Origin of the sequence: Actinoplanes sp. NPDC048796 (assembly GCF_040650035.1) — a bacterium.
GTDB lineage: Bacteria > Actinomycetota > Actinomycetes > Mycobacteriales > Micromonosporaceae > Actinoplanes.
Genome location: NZ_JBEZGO010000003.1, coordinates 87,698 through 113,330 on the forward strand (window position 1 = coordinate 87,698; position 25,633 = coordinate 113,330).

The window sequence follows — 25,633 nt, forward strand, 5'->3', positions numbered from 1 at the left end:
GCGCAGGCACACCCCCCGGATCAGTTACCGGGCACCTGCTCCGCGAGCTCCAACCAGGCCTCCTCGACCGCGGCGCGCTCCTCTTGTACCGATTTGAGCTGCGCGTCCAACTCTACGATCTTGCCGTAGTCGCTGCCGTGCTGAGCCAGGCTTTCGTTGATCTTCAGCACGCGCTCGTCGAGCTTGGCCAGCTGCCGTTCCAGCTTGGCCAGGTCCTTGCGAGCCTGGCGCACCTCGGCCGCGGAGAGGCCACTCGCGCTTTCCGCGCTCTTCTGCGGTACGCCGGTGGCCACGCCCGCCGCCGGGCCCAGGCCGGACGCGGCCCGCGACAGGTATTCGTCGATGCCACCGGGCAGGTGCACCAGACGGCCGTCGCCGAACATCCCGTACGCGGTGTCGGTGACCCGCTCGACCAGGTAGCGGTCGTGGCTGGCCACGATCATCGTGCCCGGCCAGGAGTCGAGCAGGTCCTCCAGCGCGGCCAGGGTGTCGGTGTCGAGGTCGTTCGTCGGCTCGTCGAGCAGCAGCACGTTCGGCTCGGTGGCGAGCAGGCGCAGCAGCTGCAGCCGCCGGCGCTCACCGCCGGACAGGTCGCTGACCGGCGTCCAGATCCGCTTGTCGGTGAAACCGAACACCTCGGCCAGCTGACCGGCCGACAGCTCCCGGTCGCCGAGCTTGACCCGCTTGGCGACCTCCTCGACCGCCTCGAGCAGGCGCAGCTCGCCCGGCAGCTCCTTGAGCTCCTGCGACAGGAAGGCGGCCCGCACGGTCGAGCCGGTGACCAGGCGCCCGCCGTCCGGCTTGGTGACCCCGGCCAGCAGGCGCAGCAGCGTGGTCTTGCCGGCGCCGTTGGCGCCCAGAATGGCGAACCGGTCACCCGGCCCGACCTGCCAGGTCAGGCCCTTGAAGATCGGCTTGGGGCCGGCGTTGAGGGTCACGTCCTCGAGGTCGTACACCTGCTTGCCGAGCCGGCTGGTGGCCAGTTTCTGCAGGCTCACGGTGTCACGCACCGGCGGCACGTCGGCGATCAGCGCGTTCGCGGCGTCGATGCGGAACTGCGGCTTCGACGTACGGGCCGGCGGGCCCCGCCGCAGCCAGGCGATCTCCTTGCGCAGGAGGTTCTGCCGCCGGGCCTCGACGACGGCGGCGACCCGCTGCCGCTCGGCCCGGGCCAGGGTCCAGGCGGCGTAGCCACCCTCGTACGTGTGCACCTGCTCGTCGACGACCTCCCAGGTCGCCGTGCAGACCGCGTCGAGGAACCAGCGGTCGTGGGTGACCACGACGAGCGCGCCGCGGTGGGTCGACAGCAGGTAGCGGGCGAGCCAGTCGACACCGGCCACGTCGAGGTGGTTGGTGGGCTCGTCGAGGATCAGCAGGTCGCTCTCGCGCACGAGCAGCGCGGCCAGCGCGACCCGGCGGCGCTCGCCACCGGACATCGGGCCGACCGGCGTGTCGAGGCCGAGATAGCCCATGCCGAGGCCGTCGAGGATGGCACGCACCCCGGCGTCGCCGGCCCACTCGTGCTCGGCGCCCATGCCCTCGGACAGCCAGGCGGTGCCGAGCACGACATCGCGCACGGTCGCCTCGGCGGCGAGCGTCAAGGTCTGCGGAAGGGTGGCCACCCGCACGTCGCGCCGGTGGGTGACCCGGCCCGAGTCGGGTTCCTCGCTCTTGGCGAGCATGCGGAGAAGGGTCGACTTGCCGGCCCCGTTGAGGCCGACGATGCCGACGCGGGCGTCGTCGTCGAGGCCGAGAGAGACGTCGGTGAGCAGCTGACCGGCGGCGCCGTAGCCCTTGGAGACCCGGTCGAGGTTGATGATGTTTGCCACGATGCGGTCTAGGTTACCCGCGCGCCCGGCATCGGCCCCCGCGCGGTGACCGCCTCCCGGCACACCCCGGCCGCGTTGATCGCGGCCGCGACCTGAGCCGCGTGCTTCGCGTCGGTGGCCAGGAAGACGCAGGTGGGTCCCGACCCGGAAACCAGGCCGGCGACCGCCCCGGCCCGCTGACCAGCCTGAAGCACCTCGGTCAGCTCGGGCCGCAGCGCGAGCGCGGCCGGCTGAAGGTCGTTGCCGAGGGCGGCGCCGAGCACGGCCGGGTCACGCTGGCGCAGGGCGGTCATCAGCTCGTCCGGATCGCCCAGCGCCTTCGGCGGGAAGGAACTGTCGCGCAGCTCGTCGAGCTTGCGGTAGACGGCCGGCGTGGAGAGACCCCCGTCGGCGATGGCGACGACCCAGTGCCAGGTGGTGGGCCGGGCCAGGATCGGGCTGACGGTCTCACCGTGCCCGGTGCCCAGCGCCGTACCGCCGTGCAGAAGGAAGGGAATGTCGGACCCGAGAGTGGCACCGACCTCGGCCAGCTCGTCACGCGACAGCCCGGTCCCCCAGAGCAGATCACAGGCGATCAGCGCGGCCGCCGCGTCGGCGCTGCCCCCGGCCAGCCCACCGGCGAGCGGAATGGTCTTCCGCAGGTGCAACCGCGCGTACGCGGGCATCCGCGTCCGCGCCGCGAGCGCCTTGGCCGCCCGAATGATCAGGTTGCTCTCGTCCAGCTCCAGCGCGCCGGTGCCCTCCCCCTCCATGGTGAGGGTGAGCGTGTCCCCGGCCCGCGCCGTCAGCTCATCGAACAGGCTGATCGCGTGATAGACGGTGTTCAGCTCATGGAACCCGTCCGTCCGCAGCGGCCCGACCCCGAGATGAAGATTGATCTTCGCAGGAACCCGCACCCGCACCGGCCCGTGATGCCGCCGCGGCTCGTCATCGTCCGGCCCCCATGCCTCCGTCACGGAGTGATTTCCCGGATAGGAAGCTTGATCTCGAACGGCATGGTGAGCTCCAGCTCGGTGTCCGAGTCGGCAGCCAACTCATAACGGCCGTCGACGAGGTCGTAGGCGTACACATGGACCGGATCCTGCTCGATACGCCAGAAATGCGAGACACCTGCCGCCGCATATTCCGAAGGCTTCTCGAATCGATCCCGTCGCTTGGTACCGGGCGAGACGATTTCGACCGCGATGACCACCTGCTCGGGAAGGAAGAAATGATTGACGGTCGGAACGGGATGCCGCAGCAACAGGACATCCGGTTCGAGACTGTCCCGTAGACCGACAGCGACGCCGACGGCTGTGCCGGGGATGAACATGTCAGCGGGAGCATTCTGCCGGAACCACATCCACAGCAGGTTCCCGATGGTCTGGTGACCGAAGGTCGGGGAAGGGACCACGATCATGACTCCGTCGCGGAGCTCGACACGGGGGGCGTCGTCCGGCAGGGCAAGGACGTCCTCGAGGTAGTGATTGGCCAAACGCTGCCTGATGGGGTCGGGCGACCACATGACATGACCCGTCGGCTCGGCGCTCATGAGTCCACCTCCTCGGCCTGTGCGTCGGTCGGGCTGAGCTTACCGCCGGAGGGCGACTGTCTCGCCGCCCCGGCGATCGCGGCGAACTGCTCGACGGTCAGCGACTCGCCGCGGGCCTGCGGGCTGATCCCGGCCGCCACCAGCAGCTTCTCGGCCCGGTCGGCGCCGCCGGCCCAGCCCGACAGTGCGGCCCGCAGGGTCTTGCGCCGCTGGGCGAACGCCGCGTCCACGACTGCGAAGACCGCCGGCCGATCGATGTCACCCGGAGGAGTGCGCGCACTGAAGGCGACCAGCCCGGAGTCCACATTGGGCACCGGCCAGAACACCGCCGGCGGCACCTTGCCCGCCGACCGGGCCTCGGCGTACCAGGCCAGTTTCACCGACGGAACCCCGTACACCTTGGAACCCGGACCGGCGACCAGCCGGTCGGCGACCTCCTTCTGCACCATGACGAGGCCGCCGCGCAGTGTCGGCAGCTCGGCGAGCAGGTGCAGAACCACCGGAACCGCCACGTTGTACGGCAGGTTGGCCACGAGCATCGTCGGCGCCGGCTCGAAATCCGCGGCCCGCACATGCAGCGCGTCGGCCTGGTGCACGGACAGGTGCGCGTCCGAGACGGTCTCCGGCAGCGCGGCGGCCAGCCTTGGATCGATCTCCACGGCGTGCACGTGCCGAACCGCGCCGACCAGGCCGAGGGTGAGCGAACCCAGCCCCGGACCCACCTCGAGCGCCACGTCGTCGGGCCGCAGACCGGCCGCGGCGACGATGCGCCGGATCGTGTTCGGGTCGTGCAGGAAGTTCTGGCCGAGCTTCTTGGTCGGCGCCACGCCGAGACGGGCGGCCAGGTCCCGGATCTCCGCCGGGCCGAGAAGTGCGTCAGCCATGGGTTCAGAGCGTACGGGGAAGGCCGCCGCGGGGTACAAACGAGCCATGAGCGAGTTGCTGGCGTTACGCGGGGTGGTCGAAGCCACCCCTGAGGCGGTGTCCGCGGTCCTGCTCGACGTGCGCCCGGGCGGCCGCTCCCCGATCGCCGTCACGGGCACGATCGAGGAGACGGACATCGGTGACCAGTTCGAGGTCGTCCAGGACGGCAGCAAAATCACCGTGGCGGTCGACCGGGCGGCCCGCTCGGTGACCATCGAGGGCGCCTGGTGGTACCGAGGGGTCACCTCGGTCGAGCCGGACGACCGGGGCAGCCTGGTCCGCTTCCGCATGTTCAACATCGCTCAGGGCAACGGCTGGGCGGTCCGCTTCGTCTCCCGGGGCCCGATCAACGCCGCCCCGCGTGAATTCGCCGCCCTCCTCGCCCGCCTGGGCACCGAGCTCAACGCCAAGGCCTGGGTCGACTAGCTCCACGGGCCGAAGACGCGGTCGCCGTTGGCGGAGATGGCGGCGCACAGCTCGTCCACGTCGTCGCCGCGGGTTTCGGCCAGGGCCCGGACCGTCAGCGGGATCAGGTACGAGGCGTTCGGGCGGCCCCGGTGCGGAACCGGCGTCAGGTAGGGCGCGTCCGTCTCCACCATGATCTGCCCAGGCGGGGTCAACGCGGCCGCCTCGCGCAGGTTGCCGGCGCTGGCGAACGTCACCGTGCCCGCGAAGCTCAGGTAGAAGCCTCGCCGTACGCACTCGCCGGCGAACGCCGCGTCGCCCGAGAAGCAGTGCATGACCACCGTGTCCGGCGCTCCTTCGGCGTCGAGCACCCGCAGCACGTCGTCGTGGGCGTCCCGGTCGTGGATGATCAGCGCCTTGCCGTACCGCTTGGCGATGGCGATGTGCGCCCGGAAGCTCTTCTCCTGCGCTTCGCGACCTTCTTCGCCCGTACGGAACGTGTCCAGCCCCGTCTCGCCGATGCCCCGCACCCGCGGCTCGGCGGCCAGCGCCTCGATCACCCGCAGCGACTCGTCCAGGTCGGCCAGCAGGGGCGCGTCGTTGGGGTGCAGCGCGACCGCGGCCAGCACCGACGGGTGGCGGGCGGCCAGTTCGGCGCCCCAGCGGGAGGACGCCTCGTCGACGCCAACCTGCACGATCCGGTCGACGCCCGCCTTGGCCGCCGCGGTGATCAGGGCTTCGACCGGGTCGGCGCCGGGACCTCCGGGCACGCCCGCCTCCTGGATCGTGATGTCCAGGTGGGTGTGGCTGTCGAAGACCGGGACGGCGAGCGGTTCCGGGGCGGCGGGGAACTCGCCGGCGCGCCGGGCGGCCTTCTTCCGGCGGGATTCTGACGGTGACGTTGACATGTGAGACATTCTGCACTTGGACCCGGGCGACACCGTTTGTTCACCTGGGGTCAACCGGTGTCCCCTACCTTCACTGACCGTGACTGTGACCGGCGAGGACAGTGTGATCGGCTCTGATCCGCTCGAGCCGCCCCTGTCCGCACCGCTGCGCCGCGACCTCAGCTGGCAGCAGGTTCTGCGGATGGCCCAGTCGGCCGACCACCGCAACGACCCGCTGCTGCGCCAGATCCGGGCGACGGCCGCCATCCACCGGGGCACCCGGATGACCAAGGTGCTGTCTGCGGCTCAGGTCGCCGGTCATCTCGGCGGCTGGCTTCCGTACGGCTTCTGCCACCGCTCCTGCGACATCGCCCACCTCAGCGATCCGCGCGACCTGGCGCTGCTGCGCACCGACGGCACGGCCGACGACGAGGTGGCGTTCGCGCTGCGCTGGCGGGCCACCGACCCGATCGACTACGAGGTGCCGGCCGGGCCGGCCCAGCCGGGGCTGCCGATGCTGCCGGCGCACTCGCGCGTCGGGGCGATGGTTCTCGGCACCGGCTTCACGCCGAGCAATGAGGATCTTGTACCGGAGTACGTCACCGCCGGTTTCGCCGACCTGCCGATGCCGGCCAACGCGCAGATCATCGCGTACGTGCCGGGCGGCGAGGAGGTGCTGCTCTACACGTATCAGCCGGAGCAGCACGGGTGGCTGCGCCTGGCCGGCCCGCGCTGGCGGGGCCTGCTCGACAACCTGCCCGGGGTGAGCCCGGACCGGGAGTACGTGCCCTGCACGACGCCCGGCTCGGCCAAGCTGGTCGGCACGATCAAGGACAAGGAGTACGAGGCGGTGGCCGATCCGCCGAACGAGTTCCGCGTCCGCGCGCTGACCCGCGCCGCCCGCTACCCGGTGTCGACGCTGAGCCGCCGCGCCGAGCAGGCCCTGTGGCGCGGCGTGCCCTGCTGGGTGTTGCAGCGCGACGACGCGTGGGCCCGGCTGCGCCTGATCCGCCCGGACGCCGATGCCCTCAACAACACCGGCGCCCGCTGCTACGAACGGGGCGTGTACGAGGCCTGGGCCCCGGTCGGCGAGCTGGCGGACCACCACATCGCCGACATCCCCTATGCCCTCTAGCCCAGACGGGCCAGCTCTTCCTCGACTACTGACGGCTCGAGCTTCTTGAAGACCGGCTTCGGCGCGCTGAGCGGGGTGCCGGCGACCAGCGGGACGGACTCCCAGCGGGCGCCGACCGTGTAGTCGCCCCGCAGGACCGGGTACGACGGGCCGCCGTCCAGGTCGTCCACCTCGTCGATGCGCGGCATCGGCGCGTGCACGCCCTCGCCGCCGAGCAGCTCGAAGACCTTCTGCGCGGAGTGCGGCAGGAACGGGGTCAGGATCGTGTTGGCGTCGCTGACCACCTGGAGCGCCACGTGCAGGATGGTGGCCTGGCGGGGCTTGTCCTCCTCGGACTTCAGCTTCCAGGGCGCCTGCTCGGAGAGGTACTTGTTCGCCTCGGCGACGACCTTCATCGCCTCGCCGATGGCCGCTTTCTGCCTGTGCTTGGCGATCAGCTCACCGACCGTACCGAAACCGGCCCGGGCCACCGCCAGCAGCGCCTCGTCCTCGGCCGTCAGCTCGCCGGCCTCGGGAATGGCCCCGAAGTTCTTGGCCGCCATCGAGATCGACCGGTTGACCAGGTTGCCCCAGCCGGCCACCAGCTCGTCGTTGTTGCGGCGGACGAACTCGGCCCAGGTGAAGTCGGTGTCGTTGGACTCGGGGCCGGCGGCGGCGATGAAGTAGCGCAGGGCGTCGGCGTCGTAGCGCTCCAGGAAGTCGCGCACGTAGATGACGACCCGGCGCGAGGAGGAGAACTTCTTGCCCTCCATGGTCAGGTACTCGCTGCTGACCACCTCGGTCGGCAGGTTGAGCCGGCCCAGCTCGCCCGGCTCGCCGCCCTTGTCGCCCTCGCCCGAGTAGCCGAGCAGCAGCGCCGGCCAGATCACCGAGTGGAAGACGATGTTGTCCTTGCCCATGAAGTAGTAGGCCAGGGAGTCCTTGCCGGCGCCGTCGGCCGACCACCACTTGCGCCACGCCTCGGGGTCGCCGGAGCGGCGAGCCCACTCGATCGAGGCCGACAGGTAGCCGATGACGGCGTCGAACCAGACGTAGATGCGCTTGTCGTTGCGGTCGCGCCAGCCGTCGAGCGGGATCGGCACGCCCCACTCCAGGTCGCGGGTGATGGCCCGGGGCTGGAGGTCGTCGAGCAGGTTGCGGGAGAACTTCAGGACGTTGGGCCGCCAGTTCTCCCGCTGGTCGAGCCAGTTGCCGATCGCCTCGGCGAAGGCCGGCAGGTCGAGGAAGAAGTGCTCGGTCTCGACGAACTCCGGGGTCTCGCCGTTGATCTTGGAGCGCGGGTTGATCAGCTGCTCCGGGTCGAGCTGGTTGCCGCAGTTGTCGCACTGGTCGCCGCGGGCGCTCTCGTAGCCGCAGATCGGGCAGGTGCCCTCGATGTAGCGGTCGGGCAGCGTACGGCCGGTGGAGGGCGACTTCGCGCCCAGCGTCGTCCGGGCGACGATGTAGCCGTTGCGGTGCAGCGCGCCGAACAGCTCCTGGACCACGGCGTAGTGGTTGCGCGTGGTGGTGCGGGTGAACAGGTCGTACGACAGACCGAGGCCGTGCAGGTCCTCGACGATGACCCGGTTGTACCGGTCGGCGAGCTCGCGCGGGGTCACCCCGTCGGCGTCGGCCTGCACCTGGATGGGCGTGCCGTGCTCGTCGGTGCCGGAGACCATGAGCACGTCGTGACCGGCCATGCGCATGTAACGGCTGAAGACGTCGGAGGGCACCCCAAAGCCGGACACATGACCGATGTGGCGCGGGCCGTTGGCATAGGGCCAGGCGACCGCGGCGAGAACGTGACTCATGAGGTACAAGCGTAGTGAGCCGCCCCATCACACTGCGACGGGATTCGCTCCGCCCTCAGCGAGATCCTTATTTATTACGACACGCCCGAATTTGAACGCGATCACCGCTCGCCCTCGTAGTCCAATGGAAACGTGCTCGGAGACACGCCACAGCCTGGGGAAACGCCGCGCAGCGAGGGCGACCCGTGGTCGTTCGCCGATCCCGACGCGGCCTGGTGGCGCGGCGAGACCGACCGGCCTTCCCGCCCCCGCCACCCGCGCCGCCGCCCTCCGTCCGCCACCAAGGACCAAGAGAGTTCCGGCGGTACGGGGGTCCTCGAGCCACCAGGCACGAAGACACACACCGGCGAGGCAGCCGACGCCCACGCGGCCGCCGCCCAGGACGTAGCCGAGGCGCTGGACCCGACCGCGTCCCCTCGCCCCACCACACCCGCGGCGGAACTCACCGCGCCAGCGACCGCCGCGGCCCTGCTTCCACCGGTCGAGAACCCGCCCCTCGAGGCCCCACCCTCGGCCGCCCCGGCGCCCGTCGTCGCGTCGGCCAGTCCGCCGGCCGAGGCAGTCGCCCGTTTCGTCGCCGTCGAGCGGGACCACGACCGCCCGGACCCGCACCGCTACGACCCGCTGCGCCCGCCCGCCGGTTACACCCCCAAGAGGACGGCCGCCGGCACTCTCCCGTCCGCCGAGACGGCGGCGGAGCAGCCGGGCGCCGCCGTGGGGCAGCAACCTGACATCGCCATCACACAGCCGTCCACCGGCTCAGCGGCACAGGCGGCCGCTGCCGTAGTGGAGCAGCCGCCCGCTGCCGCCGAGCCGGCGTCCGCCGGTGCCGAGGCCGGGTCGCCCGCGGCCGATGCTGCCACCGCGCCCCCCGCTGCCGAAGCCGGGCCGTCCGGTGCCCGGGCCCCGGGCACCGTGACGCCGCCGCCCGCCGATCAGGATGTGATGGTTCTGCCCGAGCCGAGCGCGCGCAACCGGCCCACCGTGCCGCTCGAGCCCGGGGCCGCGCCCGCCCGGCCGCCGGTTGTGCGGCGGCCCCGGCAGGGTGGCGCCCATGTCCGGCCGACCGAACCGCTGCCGCCGCCGACCGGGTCGCCGGCCACCGACGCGCGGCTGGAACGGCTCGAGAACTCGCCTTTCTGGCACGACCGGGTCGACGACACGATCGAGGTCATGCCCGAGGAGCCCCGCCGCCTTCCCGGCCGGCCCCGGCACAGCCGCCGCTCGGCCGGTCTGCCCCTCTCGGCCCAGGTCTCCCTGGTCGCTCTGGGCCTGGTCGCCGCCTTCTTCGCCTGGGTCAGCGCCGAACCGTTCTGGCTCGCCGTCGGCCACGGCGACCTCGGCCACGCCACCACCACCGTCTGCACCGGCACCGGCGTCACCCAGCGCTGCGCCGGCCAGTTCACCGCCGAGGACGGCAGCTACACCATCGCCCGGGTGACCCTGCTCGGCGTGGAGGGCACCGGCCGGCAACCGGGCGCTGTCACCCCGGCCAAGATGGTCAGCCCGGACAGCCAGCAGGCCTACCTGGGCGGCACCGGGGCCCTGCTGCAACTGCGCTGGCTGCTCGGCTTCGCCCTGGTGCTTCTCTGCGGGTACGCCATCGCCGGCGTCACCCGGGCGCGTCAGCTGCCGTCGGCGCGGGCGCGCCGGGCCGCCATCCTGCTCAGCCTGGCCGGACCCCTCGCCCTGCTCGCCGGCTTCCTCGCGGCGGCGTACTAAGAGGCCTACTGGTGCACCAGCGCGTACACCTCGCGCTTCTTCACCCCGTACTCGTCGGCCACGGCCTGGATCGCGTCCCGGCGCGACTGCCCGGCGGCCTCGCGGGCAGCCACCGCCGCGCGCAGGTCCTCGTCGGCCGGGCGTTCCGCGGGCCCGGCCGGCGCGCCGCCCACGACCAGGGTGATCTCGCCCCGGAACTCGTCGCGGGCCGCGTGCTCGGCCAGGGCGCCCAGCGTGTCGCGGCGGATCTCCTCGTACGTCTTGGTCAGCTCGCGGCAGACCGCCGCCGGCCGATCCGCGCCGAAGATCGCGGCCAGGTCGGCCAGGGTGCCCGCGATGCGGTGCGGCGCCTCGAACAGGACCAGCGTGCGCGGTTCGCCGGCGAGTTCGCGCAGCCGGGAGCGACGGTGCGAGCCCGTACGGGGAAGGAAGCCCTCGAAGACGAAGCGGTCGCTGGGCAGGCCGGAGAGCGCCAGAGCGGTGGTGACCGCGCTCGGCCCGGGCGCCGCGGTCACCGGGTAGCCGGCGTCGAGGGCCGCGCGGACCAGCCGGAAGCCCGGGTCGGAGACGCTCGGCATGCCCCCGTCGGTGACCACCGCGACGACGGCGCCGCCGGCCAGGGCTTCGACCAGTTCGGGCGTACGTCTCTCGTCGTTGCCCTCGAAATAGGAGACGACACGCCCGGAGACCGTGACGCCCAGATCGCGGGTGAGCCGGGCCAGTCGGCGCGTGTCCTCGGCGGCGATCACGTCCGCCGTGGCGAGGACCTCGCGCAGTCGTGTGGAGGCGTCGCCGACGTTGCCCAGCGGCGCGCCGAGCAGCACGACCCGGCCGGAAGCGTTCTCTGCGGATGACACGACGGAAAGTCCATCACATGACGCGCCGCGGCGACGGCGGGCGTCGACTCTCAGACGTACCTTCTACGATCCTGGGGTGACTACGGCGGCGACAGCGGAGAAACAGATCACCCCGGAACCGCCCGTTGCGGCCCCCGAGTCCGGTGGCGTGCGCGCGGTTCCCGAGGTCGTCCGGCGGCGGCTGGCCACGCTCGACAACTGGCTCAATCCGCATTCGTGGATCGTCACCGGCGTGATCGTGGTGATCGCCGCGATCCTGCGGCTCAACGGGATCAGTAGCCCGAAGGGGTACATCTTCGACGAGGTGTACTACCCGACCGACGCCTGGGACATGCTCCAGCACGGCGTCGAGTGGGACGAGAAGACCAACGGCCCGGCGTACGTGGTGCATCCACCGCTGGGCAAGTGGCTGATCTCCGTCGGCGAGATGATCTACGGCAACCACGAGCTGGGCTGGCGGCTCATGCCGGCGATCGCCGGCACGTTGATGATCTTGGTGCTGATCCGCGTCGCCTACCGGCTGTTCCACTCGGTGCTGCTGGCCGGCCTGGCCGGGCTGCTGATGACGCTGGACGGCTTCCAGCTGGTCCTCTCGCGCACGTCGCTGCTCGACATCTTCCTCGGCCTGTTCGTGCTGATGACCTTCGCCGCGATGGTGCTCGACCGCGACCACTACCGGCGGAGCCTGCTGCGGGCGCTGGAGAACGGGTTCGATCCGGAGAAGACGGCGGCGGTGCCCCGCATCGTGCCGTGGTGGCTGCTGGTGGCCGGGGTGACCTTCGGGATGGCCTGCGGCGTGAAGTGGAGCGCCCTGGCCTTCGCGCCGTTCTTCGCGGCGCTGGTGATCGTCTGGCGGGTGCAGGGCCGCCGCTCGGCCGGCATCAAGGGCCCGTTCCTGGCCGGCATCATCGGTGATCTCGGCTGGCTGCTCCTGAGCCTGGTCATCAGCTTCGTGATCTACCTGGCCGCCTGGACCGGCTGGTTCGTCACCGACGACGGCTACTTCCGGCATTACCGGGAGGCGAACGGGCTCAGCGAACCACCGTTCCTGGGCGCGCTGATGAACCTGTGGCACTACCACTCCGAGGCGTACAAGTTCCACAGTGGGCTCACCGAGCGGCACGTCTACCAGTCGTGGCCGTGGCAGTGGCTGCTGCTGGGCCGGCCGGTCGCCTTCTACTGGAACAACGGCGGCGACTGCGGTGCGCCGAGCTGCGCCCGCGAGGTGCTGCTGCTGGGCACGCCGATCCTGTGGTGGTCGTTCCTGCCGGCGCTGGCCGCCCTGGTCTGGTTCGGTTTCGCCCGCCGCGACTGGCGGGCCTGGGCGATCGGCACCGGCGCGGTGGCCGGCATCCTGCCCTGGTTCTACTACGCCATCAAGGACGGCCGGACGATGTTCTCGTTCTACGTCCTGCCCGCCCTGCCGTTCCTGATCCTGGCGGTCGTCTACGTGCTCGGCGCCATCATGACGCCACGGGAGGGCATAGCGACCGGTCGGGGCCGCACGGACCGGCAGCTGATCGGCACGATCGCGGTCACGGCGTACGTGGTCCTGGTGGCGGTCTGCTTCGCCTACTTCTATCCGATCTTCGTGGGCCACATTCTTCCGTACGACAGCTGGTCGCAACGAATGTGGCTGGGCGGCCGCTGGATCTAGGCGGTCGTCCGGACCTCGCCACCGCGCCGGTAGTGCTCGACACTGCCGGCGCGAGTCGTCTCAAGCGCCGGAACAGAGAGAAAGCAAGAGCGCGCCCCGATCGCCTGCCACGGGGGAAGCGGGCGATAGGGGCGCGCACCTCAAAGCTTAACGACCTCCGATGTCAGGCACAACGGGTCGCGTGCCGAACTTTCAAATTTCGATCAAGCCGTTTGGACAAACCGGACAAAGGCCAATAAGCTTATTTAGTACGGCATATCGACTCGCGAATAGGCTTCGGCTTTTAGCCTCTTTCACTGTCGTCAAAGCGACAGTTAACAGTTGTCCGAACTCGCGTAACCTCAATTCATTCGCCATTGCACCGCTGCTCAGAGCGTTGCCTTTTCCAGCGGCACATACCAGCCCCCATCTGGTCAAACGTAGACGCTCATCATTTCGGCTGATTCTTGTACGGCGATCATCCGTCACCCTCAAGAGTGAGGGCCCTCAAGATCGCCATAAATATTTTTAAGCTCGCCGCGTGACTTCGCACGAGCCAGAAAACCCGCAATTCGCCGCGAACGAAATCCCCGACACCGAGGTGATCTCTGTTTCGCAGCCCGCCCCGGTGTTCGTGGACAGCACCGGGCGCCGCAGCAGGTTCTTGCGGCGGCTCGCCTACGCCTTCGGCGCGCTGGTCATGGTGTACGGCGGCCTGATCAGCGTGAGCCTGGCCGGCGGTCCGGTCCGCTCCAGCGCGGTGCTGCCCCTTCCCGGCCTGGAACCCGAGGAGAAGGAGACCAAGGCGCCGGCCCCGGCGCCACCGGCGCCCAGCCCGACGCCGAGCCCGAAGGCGACGGCCGTCTTCGTGGCCGAGGCCCGCCGGACCCCCGAGCGCCGCCTCGCGCCGCGACTCGAGTCGGCCCGGGTGCCGACGGCGTCGTCCCGGCCGCCGTCGGCCACCTCGAAGCCGGCCCGGACCACCAAGCCGGCGCCGAAGCCGAAGCCGACGACCTCGCGGCCGCTCGAGTCGGGCGTCGTGACGACCCCGCCGACGACGCCGACCACCACCGGCCCCGGCCCCACCACTCCGCCGCCGTCCACCAAGCCGCCGGCCGCGCCCGAGCCCCCCGCCCCGAACACCGGCGGCGGCACAGGCGCCGGCGGCGGAACCGGTGGCGGCACGGGCACCGGGGGCGGCACGGGCACCGGGGGCGGCGGGACCGGCGGTGGCGGCGGCGGAAGCGCCGTCAAGGACGACCCGAGCCCGAGCCAGACCGGCTCGGGCTCGTCCAACTCCGGCTCCGGTTCCGGCTCGTCGTCCGGCGGCTCCACTTCCGGCGGCTCCACTTCCGGCGGCTCCACTTCCGGCGGCTCATCCTCGGGCGGCTCATCCTCGGGCGGCTCATCCTCGGGCGGCTCGTCCTCGGGCGGCTCCGCTTCCGGTGGCTCCACTTCCGGCGGCTCGACTTCGGGCGGCAGCGGAGGGGGGTCGGGCACGAGCGGTGGCGGATCCGGCACCTCCTCGGGCGGCGCCACGACCTCGGCGCCGGAACCCCCCTCCGACGTACTCACTCCCAAGGTGCCTTCGTGACCCCTCCCGCCATGCCCACCCGGCGCGGCCGCGGCCGCGCTCGCGGCCCCGTCCGCCGCCGGCTGCTGCCCGCGCCCCGCGTCCTGCTCGGCACGCTGCTGCTCGGCGTCTTCATCGCGGTGCTCATCGTGCAGGCGTACGTGAACGCCGAGTTCAAGGGCGACCACGCCGAGTCCGAGGTCGGCGACCAGGCCGGCGTACCCCGGGAGATCCTCGGCGGCGGGCCGGTCATCAACACCACCGGCGGCCAGGAGAGCACCAGCCGCATGCCGGCCAAGACCATCGCGCTGACCTTCGACGACGGTCCCGACCCGACCTGGACGCCCCGGGTCCTCGACGTGCTGAAGCGGTACGACGCGCACGGCACGTTCTTCGTGGTCGGTTCCGAGGTGTCCCGCCATCCGGCGCTGGCCAAGCGGGTCACCGACGAGGGCAACGAACTCGGCCTGCACACGTTCACCCACCCCAACCTGCAGCTGATCGCGCCGTGGCGGCGCACCCTGGAGCTGTCGCAGACGCAGGTCGCGATCGCCCGCGCCACCGGCGTGCACACCAACCTGGCCCGTTTCCCCTACTCGTCGAAGACGGCGGCGATCGACGAGACCAACTGGAGGATCGTCAAGGACGCCGGCCGGCAGGGCTACCTGGTGGTCGTCAACGACCTGGACAGCGAGGACTGGCAGCGGCCGGGCGTGCCGGCGATCGTCAAGAACGCGACGCCGAGCGGCGGCGCGTCGGCGATCGTGCTCTTCCACGACGCCGGCGGCGACCGCTCGCAGACCGTTCAGGCGCTGGAGCGCTACATCCCGATGATGCAGGCCCGGGGCTACCGCTTCACCACTGTCACCGAGGGCCTCAACGGGACCATCGCCGAGAGCAACAAGTCCGCCGCCGCCAAGGCCGCTCCGGTGCCGTTGCTGGCCGAGAACCCCGAGGCCCCCGGCACCGACGTCTGGCGCGGCCTGGCGGTGATCTGGACGGTCCGCCTCGCGGACGGGCTGGTCTGGGTCATCGCGGGTCTGTTCCTGCTGGTCGGGACGCTGACCATCGGCCGTACGGCGTTGTTGTTGCTGCTTGCGACCCGGCATGCCCGGCAGCGCCGCAAGCCCGGCTGGAGCTGGGGCCCGCCGGTCGTCGAGCCGGTGTCGGTGATCGTGCCCGCGTACAACGAGAAGGAGGGCATCGAGGCCGCCGTCCGCTCGCTGGCCGGTGGCGACTACCCGGACATCGAGGTGGTGGTCGTCGACGACGGCTCGACCGACGGCACCGCCGCCCTGGTCGAGCAGATGCGGCTGCCCAACGTCCGGGTCGTCCGGGTGCCCAACGGCGGCAAATCGAACGCCCTGAACACCGGCGTGGCACTGGCCAAGCACGACCTGATCGTGACCGTCGACGGGGACACGATCTTCGAGCCGGACTCGATCCGCGAGCTGGTCCAGGCGTTCGCCGACCCGAAGGTGGGCGCGATCGCCGGCAACGTCAAGGTCGGCAACCGGGAGCGGATGGTCGCGGCCTGGCAGCACATCGAGTACGTGATCGGCTTCAACCTGGACCGGCGGCTGTACGAGGTGCTGGGCTGCATGCCGACCGTGCCGGGCGCGATCGGCGCGTTCCGCCGCGAGGCGCTGGCCCAGGTCGGCGGGATCAGCGACGAGACGCTGGCCGAGGACACCGACGTCACCATCGCGCTGCTACGGGCCGGCTGGAAGGTCGTCTACGCCGAGAAGGCCAAGGCCTGGACCGAGGCCCCGGCCACGCTGGAGCAGCTCTACCGCCAGCGCTACCGGTGGAGCTACGGGACCATGCAGGCGATGTGGAAGCACCGCCGGGCGCTGTGGGACTCCGGCCCGTCGGGCCGCTTCGGGCGGGTCGGCCTGCCGTTCCTGGCGCTGTTCGGGGTGGCTCTGCCGATGTTGGCCCCGGTCGTCGACATCATGCTTGTCTACGGCCTGGTCTTCTGGGAGCTCGAGGAGACCGTGGTCGCCTGGCTCGGCATGCTCGCCCTCCAGCTGTTCACCGCGGCGGTGGCGTTCCGCTTCGACCGGGAGTCGCTCAAACCGCTGTGGCGGCTGCCCCTTCAGCAGTTCGCCTACCGGCAGCTGATGTATCTGGTGTTGATGCAGTCGGCGACCACCGCGCTGACCGGCGGCCGGCTGCGCTGGCACAAGCTGCACCGGGCCGGGCTCGGCGCCCGGGCCGACGCGGTGGTGGTGCCGGCCGGCCGGGACGTCGCCCCGGTCGTGGACACCTGGCCGTCCACGCTCGGCCAGGGTCGCGGCGACCAGCATCCGGCGTCGGGCCGCGCGCTCGCCCGTCCGGTGGTCCCGTCGCAGCCGGCCCGTACGGCCGAGCTCGACCCCCGCGATCTTCCGTCAGCCGGCTCGCCCCCGGGTGGCGGCTCGGGCCCGGTACGCACCGGGTGATCGTCGGCTCGTGCCCCGCTGGATCTGCAGCCGGGCGGGGCACGAGCCGATGTGCTCACAGAACGACCGAATCAGACGGGGGGTTCGCTGATCCACAAACCAGACGTATCGGATGTTTATGGATATGTACGCCTCACTTCGCCTGCCGTACGGTACAAGTTCATTCAGAATTCATCTTCAGGCCCTGTTTCTGTCTGGCTGGGCCAGGCAACATCGCCAAGTCCCCCGCGCTCCTCGCAGGAACTGGTGTCATGCTGCCGCTCCTCTGCTCACCGTCTCTGTCACGTCCCGGTGAGGGAGCGAGGTGACTCCGCGGCTGAGCATCGTCGTCCCGTTCTACAACGTCGAGCGGTACATAGGGGACTGCCTGGACTCGCTGTCCCGGCAGACTTTCACCGACTTCGAGGTCATCCTCGTCGACGACGGCTCACCGGACGGTAGCGCCGAGATCGCGCGGGCACACTGCGAGGCTGACCCCCGATTCCGGATCGTCACCCAGGAGAACCAGGGTCTCGGCCCGGCGCGCAACACGGGCGTCAAGCACGCGCAGGGCGAGTACCTGACGTTCGTCGACAGCGACGACCTGATCCCCCGCTACGCGTACGAGATCATGGTCCGCTCCCTCGACGAGACCGCCTCGTCGCTGGCCGGCGGAAACGCGCGGCGGTTCAACAACACCTACGGCGTACGCCAGTCGTACGTGCACCGCGCCGGCTACGGCAAGCTGCGCCCGGCCACGCACATCTTCGACCACCCCGGCCTGGCCATCGACCGCATGGTGTGGAACAAGGTCTACCGCCGCAGCTTCTGGGACCAGTTCAAGTACGAGTTCCCGGCGATCCGCTACGAGGACTACCCGGTCACCCTGCGCGCCCACCTCGACGCCGTGACCGTCGACTGCCTCGCCGTGCCGGTCTACTACTGGCGCGAGCGCGAGTCGGGCGAGTCGATCACCCAGCTCAAGTTCCAGTTCGCCAACATCGAGGACCGGGTCGTCTCGGCCGAGATGGTGCTCGACCTGGTCGACAAGCGCGCTCCCGAACTGCGCGGCGAGGTGCACCGTCACCTGGCCACGGTCGACCTGACCACCATCGTGCAGTCGTTCGCCTCGGCGGCCGACCACGAGATGACCCCGCTGCTCGCCCTGGGCAAGCGGCTCAGCGGCCGGCTCGACCCGGCGGTGCTGGCCGAGTCGTCGACCTTCGCCCGGCTGGAGTACGAGGCCCTGCAGGCCGGCGACGCCGAACTGCTCCAGAGCCTGGCCCGCTTCCGGGCCGACGGCGGCCTGCGCGGCGGTGTCCGGGCCCGCCGGCACCCCCGGCTCCCCTGGCGGTACGAGGGTCAGTACCCGGGCCTGCGCGACGGTTCCAAGGTCGACCCGTCGCTCTACACGCTGCCCCGGGCCGAGCTCGACGTCCGCACCGCGGTGCGCGACCTCTCCTGGACCGACGACGCGCTGGTGCTGCACGGCACGGCCGAGATCGCCCACCTGCCCAGCACGGCCAAGTCGGAGATCCGGGTCGCGCTGACCTGGGGCCGGAACTCGCGGGACCTGCCGGTGGAGCGGCTCGTCGAGCACGACACCCACGGCGACGACCGCCCCGTCGGTTTCATCACCCAGATCCCCCGCAAGCTGCTCGCCTCGCTCGCCGATTCGGTCAAGAAAGCACAGATCACGGTCGAGGTCCGCTCGCACGGCCTCAAGCGCCGCGGCGCCCTGTCCGCCGGCGGCCTCCAGTACCCGGTCGGCGACTGGGTCGGCGATGTGTGGGTGCAGCCGCTCAACGGCGGCGACGGCCGGGTCTTCCTCGAGTTCCGGCGCAACACGGTCGAGCTGACCACGGCCGAGGTCGAGGACGACGAGCTGGTGCTGACCGGCCGGCTGGCCTCCCGCCTGGAGGAGCCCGAGCTGCGCCTGAGCCACTCGCTCGGCGCCATCAACGTGCCGATCCAGCGGGTCCGGCAGAGCGCCATGGACGACTTCACGGCCCGGGTGCCGCTGGACGAGCTGATCGGCGTGACCGAGCCCGACGACCCGTTCCTGCTGCGTACGGTCCTGGTGCCCCGCATGCACGACGGCAAGAACCAGTTCATGATGTCGATCACCGGCCTCGACCGGGGTGTGCTGGCCGAGCGCGGGGGCCGGGTGGTCGCGGTGAGCCGCTCCCCCGGCATGTACCTCAACCTGATCGAGGCGCCGGCGCAGGTCTTCGCCGACGACGTCGTGGCGGTTCCGGACGCCACCTATCTGAGCGTGTCCGGTCCGCGCTGGGCCGGCACCGACTACAGCCGGATCACCTGGCGCCGCTTCCTGCCGAACTCGGACGACGGGATCGACGCGCCGGCACAGGTCACCCTCGATGACGAGCGATGGACGGTGTCGACGAGACTGGACGACCTGTCCGAGGGTGAGGATCTGAACTGGGCCCTGTTCGCCTCGCCGGAGGGCGGTACGCCGTACGCCGTACAGGCCGACAGCTTCCTGGTGAGCCGGCTCCCCCGCCGGCTGGGCAAGCTGATCCTGCGGGCCCGCAGTGGCATCCTGCACCTGGAGATGGACTGATCCCATGCATCACCACAACCACTACTACGGGTTGACGCACATCCTGGCCCGGCACTGCGGCCTGGACGACGAGTTCCCGCCGCGCATCCCGGGCTACCTTCAGCACGGCTGGAACGTGGGCTGTGGCTGGAACCCGGTGCACGAGTTCTTCGACGGCGCCTGGCGGTTCGTCTGGAGCGACGCCCCCCGGCGGCGCGGCCACGCGCTGAGCCGCCGCAACTACGCGGTCACCGGCGCCCCGATGCTCTACCTCATGGATCTCGAGCCCGACCTGGGCAAGGTGAGGGAGGAGGACCGCGAGGGCACGCTCTGGTTCCTGTTCCACGGCTGGGACGCGCCGGGCGGCCTCGGCGCCAAGATCGAGGGCGATCACGCCCGCCTGATCAGCGAGATCAAGGAGACCGAGACCGAGCCGGTCACGATCAGCCTGTACTACACCGAGTACGAGCGGCCGGACGTGCGCCGCGCGTACGAGGAGGCCGGCTTCAAGGTCATCTGCTTCGGCAAGCGCGGATGGAACTACGAGGGCACCGACCGCAAGTTCCTCTACAAGCAGCTGGCCGCGTTCCGCCGGTTCAAGCGGGTGGCCTCCAACCGGCTCGCCACGGCGATCTTCTACGGTGTCGCGGCCGGGTGCGAGCCGGCCGTCTACGGCGACGCGATGGCGCTCGAGGGTGACAACCCGCTGTTCGGCGGCCAGTCCCGCATCGCCCGGCTCTGGCCCGACATGCTGGGCAAGGACATCGATCTCGCCACCGCCCGCGCGATCACCGACGACGAACTCGGCAAAGCCTGGATGATGTCGCCCGCCGAGATGCGGTCTCTCTTCGATTGGAACCACCATGACTGACATCGAGGTCGTCCGCGGCGAGATCCAGCCCTGGACCGACTACGCCAGCTACCGCAAGCCCGCGGGCGGTGACGCGCTGCTGGCCTTCCTCGCCGACGCGCTGCCCGCGAAGGCGGCGCGCGCGCTGGTCGCCGGCCCGCACAGCCACGAGCTGATCCGGCTGGTGGCGGCTCGCAGCGAGCACGTCACCGTGCTGATCCGCTCGGTCAGCGACGCCACCGACCTGCGTGAGGCATTCCCGGGCGCCGAGATCACCGTGATCGCCGGCGCGCTGGACGGCCTGGCCAACGGGCCGTACGACCTGGTGGTGGCGGCCGACGGCCTCGACCGGGTCCTCGGCTACGACTCGCCGGCGCTCGACTGGCCGCAGCGGGCCGCCCTGGTCACCGGGCTCGCCGGCCCGGACGCGGTGGTGCTGATCGGCGTCGAGAACGAGTTCGGGCTGACCGGCCTCTACGACCGGCGCCCGGTCGACGCCCGGCACGGCGACGACGAGTGGCGCCCGCTGCACGACGACCCCGAGCGGCCCACCTCGCCCGACCAGGTGCTGGCCGCCCTTCCGGGCGCTCGCCTGTACGCCTCGTTCGACGCCGCCGGCGAGACCCACACGCTGCTCGACGCGGCCGCCGCCGCGGGCACCCGCCCCGGCCGGCCCGGCGCCCGCCTGGCCCTGGAGGGCCTGGCCGCCACGGCCGCGCACACCCCGCTGGTCGCCCCGATCGCCACCGGCGCCGACGCCGCGGCCCGGGCCGGCCTGCTCGGCGCGGTGGCTCCCGGCTGGCTGGCCGTGCTCGGCCCGGCCGGCGCGACCCGCACGGCGTACACGGCCACCCACAGCCTCGAGCTCGGCGACGCCGGCTGGACCGTCGGCGACCGGGTCATCCCCGACACGGTCTCGGCCGAGGCCGAGCTGTTCCGGCTGGCCGCGGCGGAGGACGTGCCCGGCTTCCGGCAGTACGCGGCCCGGGTCGACAGCTTCCCGCTGGACGACCTCTACCCGGCGGCCGACGGTTTCGTCCGGGGCCTCACCGAGGCGCCGGAGGGTGCGAGCCGCGAGGAGCTGCTGGCCGCCTCCTGGTTCCGGTTCCGCGACCGCCTCATCGCCGCGCACCGCCGCCACCCGTGGCCGCCGTGGATGGTCGAGAGCGACGACCTGGTGACCACCTGGCTCGGCATGTCCGGCGTCGAGGCCACCCCCGAGCTGCTGGCGCGGGGACGGGAGCTGGCCGACGGGTTCGCACCGCCCGCCGCCGAGGGTCCCGACGTGGCCACCGCGCTGGCCGACGTCGACGAGGACAAGAAGCGGATCAAGGAGCTGGCCGGCAAGGTCTTCGGCCTCGAGCGGACGCTGCGCTTCCGCGACCAGAGCCTCAAGACCCGCGAGGCGCAGCTGCGCAAGCTCCGCGACGAGCTGCGGCAGTACCGCAACTCGCCGGTGCTCAAGCTGCACGACACGGCCCGCAAGGTCGCGAAGATCCGCCACCCGAAGCAGTTCGCCCGCGCGGTGAAGAAGAAGCTGAAGGGCTGACCTCTACGCCGCGATCAGATCCTCGATCGTGTCGGTCGGGGTGAGGTCGGCGAACGGGAACACCACGTGCAGGGAAGTGCCGTCGCCGGGCCGGTCCGACAGCGCCACGGTGGCGTGGTGCGCGTCCAGGATCTTCTTGGCGACGGCGAGCCCGCGGTCGGGGCCGGGCGAGGTCGACGGGTTGGCGATCGCGCCGTAGTACAGGTGCGGGAACAGGTCGGGGCGCATGCCGTCGGGCATGTCCATGTCGTCGAGGCGCACCGTCGGGCCCGACTCGATCTCGGTGCCGACGCGGACCCGCCCGCCCGACGGCGTGTACTTCACGGCCGCGAACAGCAGGTGGGTGAGCACCTGCTCGAGCCGCACCGGGTCGGCGATGATCGGCAGAGCCGGCCCGCCGGCCTGGTTGAGGATCCAGATCTGCTTGGTGGCGGCGATCGGGCGTACCGCCTCGACCGCCCGCTGCGTGATCCGGGTCAGGTCGATCTGCCGCATGTGCAGGCTCTCGCTGCCGAACCCGGCGTCGGCCATCGTCGTCAGGTGGTGCAGCAGGTCGATGAAGCCGCGGATGTGACCGGACACCGCGTGACCGACCAGGTCGGCCAACTCGGCGTCGTGGTACCCGGTCTTGCCGAGCTTGCCCAGGTACTGCGAGATCAGCCGCAGCGGCGCCCGCAGATCCCCGCCGACCAGGCCGGCCAGGTCGTCCTTGCGGCGCTCCAGCTCCTGGAGCCGGGCCGTGGTGTTGGCCAGCGCGATCGCGTGCCGGCGCAGCTCCATCTGCGAGGTGACCTGCCGGGCCAGCGCGCGCAGGGCCTGCAATTGCTCCACGTCGAGCTTGCGGGGCTCGTTGTCGACCACGCAGAGCGTGCCCAGCGCGAAGCCGTCGGTGGTGACCAGCGGCGCCCCGGCGTAGAAGCGGACGCCGTCGTCGCAGGTCACCGTCGGGTTGTCGGCGAACCGCGGGTCCTTGGTCGCGTCCGGCACCACGAGCAGGTCACGGCCGAGGATCGCGTGTGAGCAGAACGAGATCTCCCGGTCCGTCTCGGTCGCCTCGGTGCCGATCTTCGCCTTGAACCACTGACGGTCGGTGTCGACCAGGGTCACGAGCGACATCGGCGTGCCGCACACGTTCGAGGCGAGCGCGACGATGTCGTCGAAATCCTGCTCGGGCGCGCTGTCGAGGATGTCGAGCGCGTAGAGCGCGGTGAGCCGGTCGATCTCGTTGTCGGGCAGGGGAGCTTTCATGCCGTCACCTCCGAAGACTTGCTTCAGAGGTACCACCCGAAAGTAGCTACCCGACCGTTTCGGACTTTTTCCATGACCGGAGCGGCTTGGTCGCGACCGGCCAGCCCAGGTGCGTCCGCAGTTCCTCGGGGGTGGCCAGGATGTCCGCGCCGAGCTCGATGGTGGCGATCTCGCGGGCGGCCACCGGGTCGGGGTCGTAGCCGTACACCTCGGGCCACTGGCGCCGCAGCCGCGGCTCGCCGCCGAAGGTGGGGTCGGCGCCCTCGAGCACCATCGGGTCGCCGTAGACGGCGCCCTGGCAGCCGGCCAGCAGGCCGTACCAGATCGCGCTGCACAGGCGGTTGGAGACCACGCGCTTGTGGCGGCGCAGCTCGGCCAGCTGGCGGACCAGGAAGTCACGGTCGTGGTCACGCCACCAGAAGCCGCGGTAGCCGTGGCAGATGACCCGGAAGCCGGCGTCCTCGTACAGCTTGCGGATCTTGCGGACCTTGTGCTCGTTGAAGTACAGACACGCGGTGATCGGGCCGGTCTCGTGCGCCTTGAGCTCGTCGATCAGGCGCTGGTGGTCGCCCATCACCTGCTGCCCCTCCCAGCCGTGGAAGGGGTAGAAGATGGTGCCCTCGCGCTTCGACTCGTCGACCGGAGCCTCGTTCATCTCGAGCAGGTACGCGAACGGGGAGCCGATGGCGACCACGTCACGGCGACCCTGCGACCACGCCCGGCGCCGCACCTGCTCGGACCAGACCCACAGGCGACTGCCCTCGACGAACGGCACACCGGGGGCCAGGCCGTCGCCGATGTTCCAGCCGTGCTGGAGGTATCCCTGCATGCGCGGGGGGTGCATCCAGTCGTCGAGCTGGGCGTAACGGGCAAGCACGTGAGCGTGGCCGTAGTAGTAATTGGCGTGGTGCATGTCCACCCTGTGATTTCGCGCGACGACGGATCTAATACGGTCGGTCGGGGCGCAAGCCTAGCACCGCCACAAGCGACGAAGGGCAACCGATGAAGGACCACGCGGGACCGGTCGTGCCGGTCCGCCGGCGCGGCGCGTACCGCCAATCGGCGCTGGTGCTGGGCACGGCACAGCTCGGCGGGGCGTACGGCATCGCCAACCGCACCGGTGTGCCGGACGACGACGCCACGGCCCGCATGCTGGCCACGGCCCGCGACCTGGGCGTCACCCACCTGGACACCGCGCGCGCCTACGGCGAGAGCGAGCGGCGGATCGGCGCGGCGCTGGGCGACCTTGATCTGGCCGTCATCACCAAGATCGCGCCCGGTGGCGCGGTCCCGGAGAGCGTCGAGGCGAGCCGGGCCGCCCTGCGTGTCGCCGGCCCGCTGACGATCCTGCTGCACCGCGCGGCCGACGCTCCGGCCGGCTGGGACGACCTGCGCCGCTGCCTGGAGACGGGCGAGGCCGACCGGGTCGGCGTGTCGGTGCAGTCCCCCGACGAACTGCGCCAGGTGCTCACGCTTCCCGACCTCGGCTACGTGCAGCTGCCCTGCAACATCCTCGACCGGCGCTGGCTGGCCGGCGACCTCGCCGCGGCCCTCGCCGAGCGGCCCGAGCTCGTGGTGACCGTGCGCAGTGCGTACCTCCAAGGTCTGCTCGCCGCCGGAAGCGGCGTGCGCTGGCCGCACTGTTCCGACGACCGGCGGGACGCGGTGGTGTCCCTTCTGGACCGGCTGGCGACCGGCCTCGGGCGCGAGGACCGCGCCGACCTCTGCCTGGCCTACCTGCTGTCGCTGCCGTGGGTGACCTCGCTGGTGGTCGGTGCCGAGACCGAGGAGCAGCTGCGGCGCAACGCCGACCTGATCGCCCGCAAGCCGCTGACCGGCGACGAGCGCGACCAGGTGCTGCGCGAGCTGCCCGAGATGCCGGTGGATCTGCTCGACCCGAGCCGGTGGTCCGCGTGATCACGCCGAACGACCTCTTCGGACTGACCGGCAAGGTGGCCGTGGTGACCGGCGCGACCGGGCGCCTCGGCCAGGTCATGGCGGCGGCGCTGGCCGGCGCCGGCGCGACGACCTGGCTGGTGGGCCGCGACCAGGGCCGGCTCGACGCGCTGGCGTCGAGTCTGGACGGCGAGTGCGTGCCGGCCCGCTGCGACGTCACCTCCGACGACGACGTGGCGGCGCTCGGCGACCGGCTGCGCGAGGCCGGCGGCCGGCTCGACGTGCTGGTGCACAACGCCCACGTGGGCCGCGGCGGCTCGCTGCGCACCGCCCGCCCGTCCGACTACATCGAGGCCGCCGACCTGGCCCTCGGCGCGTTCCAGCGCCTGCTCGGCTCGACCCGCGACCTGCTGGAGACGGCGGCCGCCGACAGCTCACCCTCGGTGATCACGGTCGCTTCGATGTACGGCGTGGTCAGCCCCAAGCCGCATCTCTACGCCAACCCGGAGGCGGGCAACCCGCCGTACTACGGCGCCGTGAAGGCCGGGATCGTGCAGCTCACGCGCTACGCCGCGGTCGAGCTCGGCCCGGCCGGCATCCGGGTCAACTGCGTGACGCCCGGCCCGTTCCCCGGCGAGGGCGGCGACCGGGAACTGGTGGCACGCCTGGCTCAGCAGACCCCGCTGGGCCGCGTCGGCGACGCCGCCGAGATCGCGACCACCGTGCTGTACCTGGCCTCCCCGCGCTCCAGCTTCACCACCGGAACCAACGTCGTGGTCGACGGCGGCTGGACCGCCTGGTAACACACCTTTTGT

20 protein-coding genes are annotated in these 25,633 nt (G+C 71.3%); 11 read left to right on the top strand and 9 right to left on the bottom strand.

What is annotated here, in order from left to right; all coding sequences use genetic code 11:
• Positions 1-20: 20 nt before the first annotated feature.
• The 4 genes from AB0C26_RS14125 to rsmA are packed head-to-tail and all read right to left on the bottom strand — an operon-like array spanning position 21 to position 4,244.
• Positions 21-1,829: an ABC-F family ATP-binding cassette domain-containing protein gene (locus tag AB0C26_RS14125; protein ID WP_360246716.1), complete on the bottom strand. Its 1,809-nt coding sequence runs from the start codon at positions 1,827-1,829 to the stop codon at positions 21-23.
• Positions 1,830-1,837: 8 nt separating this feature from the next.
• A complete protein-coding gene (locus AB0C26_RS14130) occupies positions 1,838-2,785 on the bottom strand; it encodes a 4-(cytidine 5'-diphospho)-2-C-methyl-D-erythritol kinase (RefSeq protein ID WP_360246718.1) in 948 nt (315 codons plus the stop codon).
• Positions 2,782-3,360, bottom strand: coding sequence for a Uma2 family endonuclease (locus AB0C26_RS14135; RefSeq protein ID WP_360246720.1), 579 nt, complete (start codon positions 3,358-3,360; stop codon positions 2,782-2,784). The genes AB0C26_RS14130 and AB0C26_RS14135 overlap by 4 nt, the downstream gene beginning before the upstream one ends.
• Positions 3,357-4,244 (bottom strand): 16S rRNA (adenine(1518)-N(6)/adenine(1519)-N(6))-dimethyltransferase RsmA, encoded by an 888-nt coding sequence (gene rsmA, locus AB0C26_RS14140; protein WP_360246722.1) that lies wholly within the window; start codon positions 4,242-4,244, stop codon positions 3,357-3,359. The genes AB0C26_RS14135 and rsmA overlap by 4 nt, the downstream gene beginning before the upstream one ends.
• 46 nt (positions 4,245-4,290) lie before the next feature.
• Between rsmA and AB0C26_RS14145 the strand changes: the two genes are divergently transcribed.
• Positions 4,291-4,710: a hypothetical protein gene (locus tag AB0C26_RS14145; protein WP_360246724.1), complete on the top strand. Its 420-nt coding sequence runs from the start codon at positions 4,291-4,293 to the stop codon at positions 4,708-4,710.
• Here the strand turns inward: AB0C26_RS14145 and AB0C26_RS14150 are convergent.
• Positions 4,707-5,606, bottom strand: a complete 900-nt coding sequence (locus AB0C26_RS14150) for a TatD family hydrolase (RefSeq protein WP_360246726.1) — start codon at positions 5,604-5,606, stop codon at positions 4,707-4,709. The two genes, AB0C26_RS14145 and AB0C26_RS14150, sit on opposite strands and share 4 nt — an antisense overlap.
• A 70-nt stretch (positions 5,607-5,676) precedes the next feature.
• Here AB0C26_RS14150 and AB0C26_RS14155 point away from each other — a divergent pair, with 70 nt between their 5' ends.
• Positions 5,677-6,711, top strand: coding sequence for a hypothetical protein (locus tag AB0C26_RS14155; protein WP_360246728.1), 1,035 nt, complete (start codon positions 5,677-5,679; stop codon positions 6,709-6,711).
• On the opposite strand, the gene metG is transcribed toward AB0C26_RS14155, so the two are convergent.
• A complete protein-coding gene (gene metG, locus AB0C26_RS14160; protein ID WP_360246730.1) occupies positions 6,708-8,501 on the bottom strand; it encodes a methionine--tRNA ligase in 1,794 nt (597 codons plus the stop codon). The two genes, AB0C26_RS14155 and metG, sit on opposite strands and share 4 nt — an antisense overlap.
• 132 nt (positions 8,502-8,633) lie before the next feature.
• On the opposite strand from metG, the gene AB0C26_RS14165 reads away from it, so the two are divergent.
• Complete coding sequence (locus AB0C26_RS14165; protein WP_360246732.1) at positions 8,634-10,223, top strand: hypothetical protein; 1,590 nt, start codon at positions 8,634-8,636, stop codon at positions 10,221-10,223.
• A gap of 5 nt (positions 10,224-10,228) precedes the next feature.
• Here the strand turns inward: AB0C26_RS14165 and rsmI are convergent, their stop codons facing one another.
• Positions 10,229-11,080, bottom strand: coding sequence for a 16S rRNA (cytidine(1402)-2'-O)-methyltransferase (gene rsmI / locus AB0C26_RS14170; RefSeq protein ID WP_360246734.1), 852 nt, complete (start codon positions 11,078-11,080; stop codon positions 10,229-10,231).
• A gap of 76 nt (positions 11,081-11,156) precedes the next feature.
• Between rsmI and AB0C26_RS14175 the strand changes: the two genes are divergently transcribed.
• The 6 genes from AB0C26_RS14175 to AB0C26_RS14200 all read left to right on the top strand — a co-directional run bounded on the left by AB0C26_RS14175 (position 11,157) and on the right by AB0C26_RS14200 (position 21,674).
• Positions 11,157-12,737, top strand: a complete 1,581-nt coding sequence (locus AB0C26_RS14175) for a phospholipid carrier-dependent glycosyltransferase (protein WP_360246736.1) — start codon at positions 11,157-11,159, stop codon at positions 12,735-12,737.
• Positions 12,738-13,257: 520 nt separating this feature from the next.
• Positions 13,258-14,310, top strand: coding sequence for a hypothetical protein (locus AB0C26_RS14180; RefSeq protein ID WP_360246738.1), 1,053 nt, complete (start codon positions 13,258-13,260; stop codon positions 14,308-14,310).
• Between the two features lie 11 nt (positions 14,311-14,321).
• Positions 14,322-16,733 (top strand): bifunctional polysaccharide deacetylase/glycosyltransferase family 2 protein, encoded by a 2,412-nt coding sequence (locus AB0C26_RS14185; RefSeq protein WP_360248223.1) that lies wholly within the window; start codon positions 14,322-14,324, stop codon positions 16,731-16,733.
• Positions 16,734-17,037: 304 nt separating this feature from the next.
• Positions 17,038-19,296 (top strand): glycosyltransferase family 2 protein, encoded by a 2,259-nt coding sequence (locus AB0C26_RS14190; RefSeq protein ID WP_360246740.1) that lies wholly within the window; start codon positions 17,038-17,040, stop codon positions 19,294-19,296.
• Between the two features lie 4 nt (positions 19,297-19,300).
• Positions 19,301-20,146: a hypothetical protein gene (locus tag AB0C26_RS14195; RefSeq protein ID WP_360246742.1), complete on the top strand. Its 846-nt coding sequence runs from the start codon at positions 19,301-19,303 to the stop codon at positions 20,144-20,146.
• Complete coding sequence (locus tag AB0C26_RS14200) at positions 20,139-21,674, top strand: hypothetical protein (RefSeq protein WP_360246744.1); 1,536 nt, start codon at positions 20,139-20,141, stop codon at positions 21,672-21,674. Before AB0C26_RS14195 ends, AB0C26_RS14200 begins: the two co-directional genes overlap by 8 nt.
• Positions 21,675-21,677: 3 nt before the next feature.
• Here AB0C26_RS14200 and AB0C26_RS14205 read toward each other — a convergent pair whose 3' ends face one another.
• Both AB0C26_RS14205 and AB0C26_RS14210 read right to left on the bottom strand, forming a co-directional pair.
• Positions 21,678-22,922, bottom strand: a complete 1,245-nt coding sequence (locus AB0C26_RS14205; RefSeq protein WP_360246745.1) for a GAF domain-containing sensor histidine kinase — start codon at positions 22,920-22,922, stop codon at positions 21,678-21,680.
• Between the two features lie 46 nt (positions 22,923-22,968).
• Positions 22,969-23,835: a hypothetical protein gene (locus AB0C26_RS14210; protein WP_360246747.1), complete on the bottom strand. Its 867-nt coding sequence runs from the start codon at positions 23,833-23,835 to the stop codon at positions 22,969-22,971.
• Between the two features lie 89 nt (positions 23,836-23,924).
• Between AB0C26_RS14210 and AB0C26_RS14215 the strand changes: the two genes are divergently transcribed.
• On the top strand, positions 23,925-24,839 hold the full coding sequence (locus AB0C26_RS14215) for an aldo/keto reductase (RefSeq protein WP_360246749.1): 915 nt from the start codon (positions 23,925-23,927) through the stop codon (positions 24,837-24,839).
• Entirely contained in the window at positions 24,836-25,621 is a 786-nt protein-coding gene (locus AB0C26_RS14220; protein WP_360246751.1) for an SDR family oxidoreductase, read from the top strand. The genes AB0C26_RS14215 and AB0C26_RS14220 overlap by 4 nt, the downstream gene beginning before the upstream one ends.
• The last annotated feature ends 12 nt before the right edge of the window (positions 25,622-25,633 follow it).

Excerpts from the sequence above, each read along its gene's own strand:
- AB0C26_RS14135 (WP_360246720.1), bottom strand. The coding sequence starts at position 3,360 with ATGAGCGCCGAGCCGACGGGTCATGTCATGTGGTCGCCCGACCCCATC.
- rsmA (WP_360246722.1), bottom strand. The coding sequence starts at position 4,244 with ATGGCTGACGCACTTCTCGGCCCGGCGGAGATCCGGGACCTGGCCGCC.
- AB0C26_RS14145 (WP_360246724.1), top strand. The coding sequence starts at position 4,291 with ATGAGCGAGTTGCTGGCGTTACGCGGGGTGGTCGAAGCCACCCCTGAG.
- AB0C26_RS14150 (WP_360246726.1), bottom strand. The coding sequence starts at position 5,606 with ATGTCTCACATGTCAACGTCACCGTCAGAATCCCGCCGGAAGAAGGCC.
- metG (WP_360246730.1), bottom strand. The coding sequence starts at position 8,501 with ATGAGTCACGTTCTCGCCGCGGTCGCCTGGCCCTATGCCAACGGCCCG.
- AB0C26_RS14185 (WP_360248223.1), top strand. The coding sequence starts at position 14,322 with ATGCCCACCCGGCGCGGCCGCGGCCGCGCTCGCGGCCCCGTCCGCCGC.
- AB0C26_RS14195 (WP_360246742.1), top strand. The coding sequence starts at position 19,301 with ATGCATCACCACAACCACTACTACGGGTTGACGCACATCCTGGCCCGG.
- AB0C26_RS14200 (WP_360246744.1), top strand. The coding sequence starts at position 20,139 with ATGACTGACATCGAGGTCGTCCGCGGCGAGATCCAGCCCTGGACCGAC.
- AB0C26_RS14205 (WP_360246745.1), bottom strand. The coding sequence starts at position 22,922 with ATGAAAGCTCCCCTGCCCGACAACGAGATCGACCGGCTCACCGCGCTC.
- AB0C26_RS14210 (WP_360246747.1), bottom strand. The coding sequence starts at position 23,835 with ATGCACCACGCCAATTACTACTACGGCCACGCTCACGTGCTTGCCCGT.
- AB0C26_RS14215 (WP_360246749.1), top strand. The coding sequence starts at position 23,925 with ATGAAGGACCACGCGGGACCGGTCGTGCCGGTCCGCCGGCGCGGCGCG.